This is a genomic window from Streptomyces rugosispiralis (assembly GCF_024505145.1).
GTDB lineage: Bacteria > Actinomycetota > Actinomycetes > Streptomycetales > Streptomycetaceae > Streptomyces > Streptomyces rugosispiralis.
Map to the genome: position 1 here is coordinate 1 of NZ_JANIAA010000122.1, position 3,709 is coordinate 3,709.

Annotated in this window: 1 pseudogene; it reads left to right on the forward strand. The window is 70.8% G+C overall.

Annotated elements, in window-relative coordinates:
• Positions 1 to 34 precede the first annotated feature (34 nt).
• A pseudogene (locus tag NP777_RS46585) lies at positions 35 to 3,709 on the forward strand (type I polyketide synthase); the annotation flags it as partial.

Here is a 3,709-nt window from a genome sequence, read left to right on the forward strand (position 1 = left end):
CACCGCGGCATTGGGAGGGGAGGACTCGGAACAGGACTCCTCCCGACCGGGCCCCGGACTTCCGTTCGTCTGGAGCGGTGTGTCCCTGTACGCAACGGGCGCGGACACCCTGCGCGTACGACTCGCTCCCGCCGGACCTGACGCGGTTTCGCTCCTTGTCGCCGATACCACCGGGGCGCCGGTGGCCTCGGTGGCGTCGCTGGTGACCCGTACGGTGTCCCCTGAACAGCTCCGCGCAGCGCGGAACGTGACGCATGACGCGCTGTTCCACACCACATGGCGTGAGGCTCCCGCTCAGCATGAAGCCCCCGCGGCCATGGGCCGGTGGGCGTTGCTCGGGAGTGAGGCCCCGCACCTTGGCGCGTTGAGCGGCGCGAATGACGCCACGTATCCGGAACTGGCCGATCTGATCCAGGCTATGAACGACGGTACGGCCACCCCCGACACCGTTCTGGTCTCCTTCACGGCCGACTCCGGAGCCCGCGCCGGCGACCCGAGCGAGGCACAGAGGATGGCGCACCGTGCTCTGGGCGTGGTGCGGGGGTGGTTGGCCGAGGAGCGGTTCGCCGGTTCGCGGTTGGTGGTGGTGACGCGGGGTGCGGTGGCGGCCGTACTGGGTGAGGGTGTGCCGGATGTGGCGGCTGCTGTGGTTTGGGGTTTGGTGCGGTCGGCGCAGGCTGAGCATCCGGATCGGTTTGTGCTGGTGGATGTGGATGATGTGCAGGTGTCGGCCGGTGTGTTCGAGGTGGTGCTGGGGTGCGGTGAGCCTCAAGTGGCTGTGCGGTCCGGGGGTGTGCTGGTGCCCCGGCTGTCGCGTGCCGTTGCTCCTGCGGCTTCTGCTGAGGGTGTTGGGGAGGGCTTTGGGTGGGATCCGGAGGGCACGGTGTTGTTGACCGGGGCCACCGGCACGTTGGGTGGTTTGGTGGCGCGGCATTTGGTGGCTGAGCGGGGGGTGCGGCATCTGGTCCTGGTCTCTCGGCGGGGTCGGGAGGCTGCTGGCGCGGTGGAGTTGGAGGCTGAGCTGGCGGAGTTGGGCGCGTCGGTGACCATGACGGCCTGCGATGTCGCCGACCGTGCGGCGTTGGCGGGGGTGCTGGCGCGCATCCCGGCGGATCGTCCATTGCGCGGTGTGGTGCACGCGGCCGGTGTGCTGGACGACGGCGTCATCGAAACCCTCACTCCCGAGCGTGTCGACACCGTGCTCCGCCCCAAGGCCGATGCCGCCTTCCACCTGCACGAGCTGACCCAGGACCTGGATCTGGCGGCGTTCGTGGTGTTCTCCTCCGCGGCCGGCACGTTCGGCGGCGCCGGACAGGGTAACTACGCGGCGGCGAACGCCTACCTCGACGCCCTGGCGGCGCACCGTCGCGCCCTCGGGCTGCCCGCCGTCTCGCTGGCCTGGGGGTTCTGGGCCGAGCGCAGTGGAATGACGGGCCATCTGGCCGACGAGGACGTACGGCGTATGCGGCGCGGCGGCATCGCCCCGCTGACGTCGGAAGAGGGCCTTGAACTGTTCGACGTCTCCGGGACCATGGCGCAGCCCGTCCTGCTTCCCATACGCCTGGACCTCCCGGCGCTCCGCGCCCAGGCGGCATCGGGTGCGGCGCCGGTCCTGCTCCGCGACCTGCTGTCCATTTCGGCGCGTCGTTCCGTACGGCCGTCCAGCGGTGGCGCGGGCGAGTCGGAACTGTGGCGGCGGCTTGCGCCCCTGTCGGCGGACGAACAGGACGAAGTCCTGCTGAATCTGGTGTGCACCCACGTCGCCGAGGTGCTCGGACACGCGGGGGCGGACTCCATCGAGGTGGGGCGTGCGTTCAAGGAGCTAGGGTTCGACTCGCTGACCGCCGTAGAGCTGCGCAACCGGCTGAACACGGCCACCGGGCTGCGGCTGCCCGCCACTCTCGTCTTCGACTACCCCACGCCCGTGGTGATCGCCCGTCGGCTGCGCTCCGAGCTGGCCGAGGCGTACCAGGGCGCCGCCATATCGGTCTCCCCGTCCGGCGCCGCCGGTACGGGCGCGCCCGCAACCCATGACGAGCCCATCGCGATCGTGGCGATGAGCTGCCGTTTCCCCGGTGGGGTGCGTACGCCGGAGCAGTTGTGGCAGCTTCTGGAGCGCGGCACGGACGCCATCTCGGCCTTCCCGGAGGACCGTGGCTGGGATGTGGAGGGGCTGTACGACCCGGACCCGGACGCCGCGGGGAAGAGCTATGCCCGCGAGGGCGGCTTCCTCTACGACGCGGGTGACTTCGATCCGGCGTTCTTCGGGATCTCGCCGCGCGAGGCGCTGGCGATGGATCCGCAGCAGCGGCTGCTGCTGGAGACGTCGTGGGAGGCGCTGGAGCGGGCCGGTATCGACCCGGCGACCCTGCGGGGCAGCCAGACCGGCGTCTTCGCCGGTGTGATGCACCACGACTATGGGCTGTTGCGGGGGCCGGGCGGTGGCCCCGGCGCCCCCAGCGCGGGCAGTATCGTCTCGGGACGGGTCTCCTACACCTTCGGTTTCGAGGGCCCGGCGGTCACGGTGGACACCGCGTGTTCCTCGTCGCTGGTGGCGTTGCACCTGGCGACGCAGGCACTGCGGCGGGGTGAGTGCTCGCTCGCGCTCGCGGGTGGTGTGACGGTGATGTCGACACCCGGTCTGTTCGTGGAGTTCAGCTGGCAGCGCGGGCTGTCGGCGGACGGGCGGTGCAGGGCCTTCGCGGGAGCGGCGGACGGCACCGGGTTCTCCGAGGGCGCGGGGGTGCTGCTGCTGGAGCGGCTGTCGGATGCGCGGCGGAACGGGCACCGAGTGCTGGCGGTGGTGCGTGGTTCTGCGGTGAATCAGGACGGTGCGAGCAATGGGCTGTCGGCGCCGAATGGCCCCGCGCAACAGCGGGTGATCCGGGCGGCGCTGGAGAGCGCTCGGCTGTCGGCCGCCGAGGTGGACGCGGTGGAGGCGCACGGTACGGGTACCAGGCTCGGTGACCCGATCGAGGCGCAGGCGTTGCTGGCGACGTACGGGCAGGAACGTGGCGCCGAGGACCGTCCGCTGTGGCTGGGTTCGGTGAAGTCGAACATCGGTCATGCGCAGGCGGCTGCCGGTGTGGCGGGTGTCATGAAGATGGTGCTGGCGATGCGGCATGGGGTGCTGCCGAAGACGCTGCATGTCGATGAGCCGTCGCCGCATGTGGATTGGTCGGCGGGTGCGGTGGAGCTGTTGACGGACGCGGTGGAGTGGCCGGAGACGGATCGTCCGCGGCGTGCGGGTGTGTCGTCCTTCGGCATCAGCGGCACCAACGCACACGTCATCCTGGAGCAGGCGCCGACGGCGCTGCCCGACGCCGAGCTCCCGGACGAGCCAAGTGGGGTGGCGTCGCCGGTGGTGCCGTGGGTGGTCTCGGGACGGTCCGAATCCGCACTGCGGGCGCAGGCGAGTCGGCTGGCGTCGTTCGCGGGGGAGCGGCCGGAGCCGCCGCTCGTGGATGTGGCGCTGTCGTTGGCGACGACGCGTAGTGCGTTTGAGCATCGTGCCGTGGTGCTGGCCGCGGATCGGGCTGGTCTTGTCGATGGCTTGGAGGCGCTGTCGATCGGCGATCCGGCACCGGGTGTGGTGCGGGGCTCTGTGGTGCCGGGGAAGTTGGCGGTGTTGTTCTCGGGTCAGGGCAGTCAGCGGGTCGGGATGGGCCAGGGGCTGTATGAGGCGTTCCCGGTGTTCGCGGATGCCTTG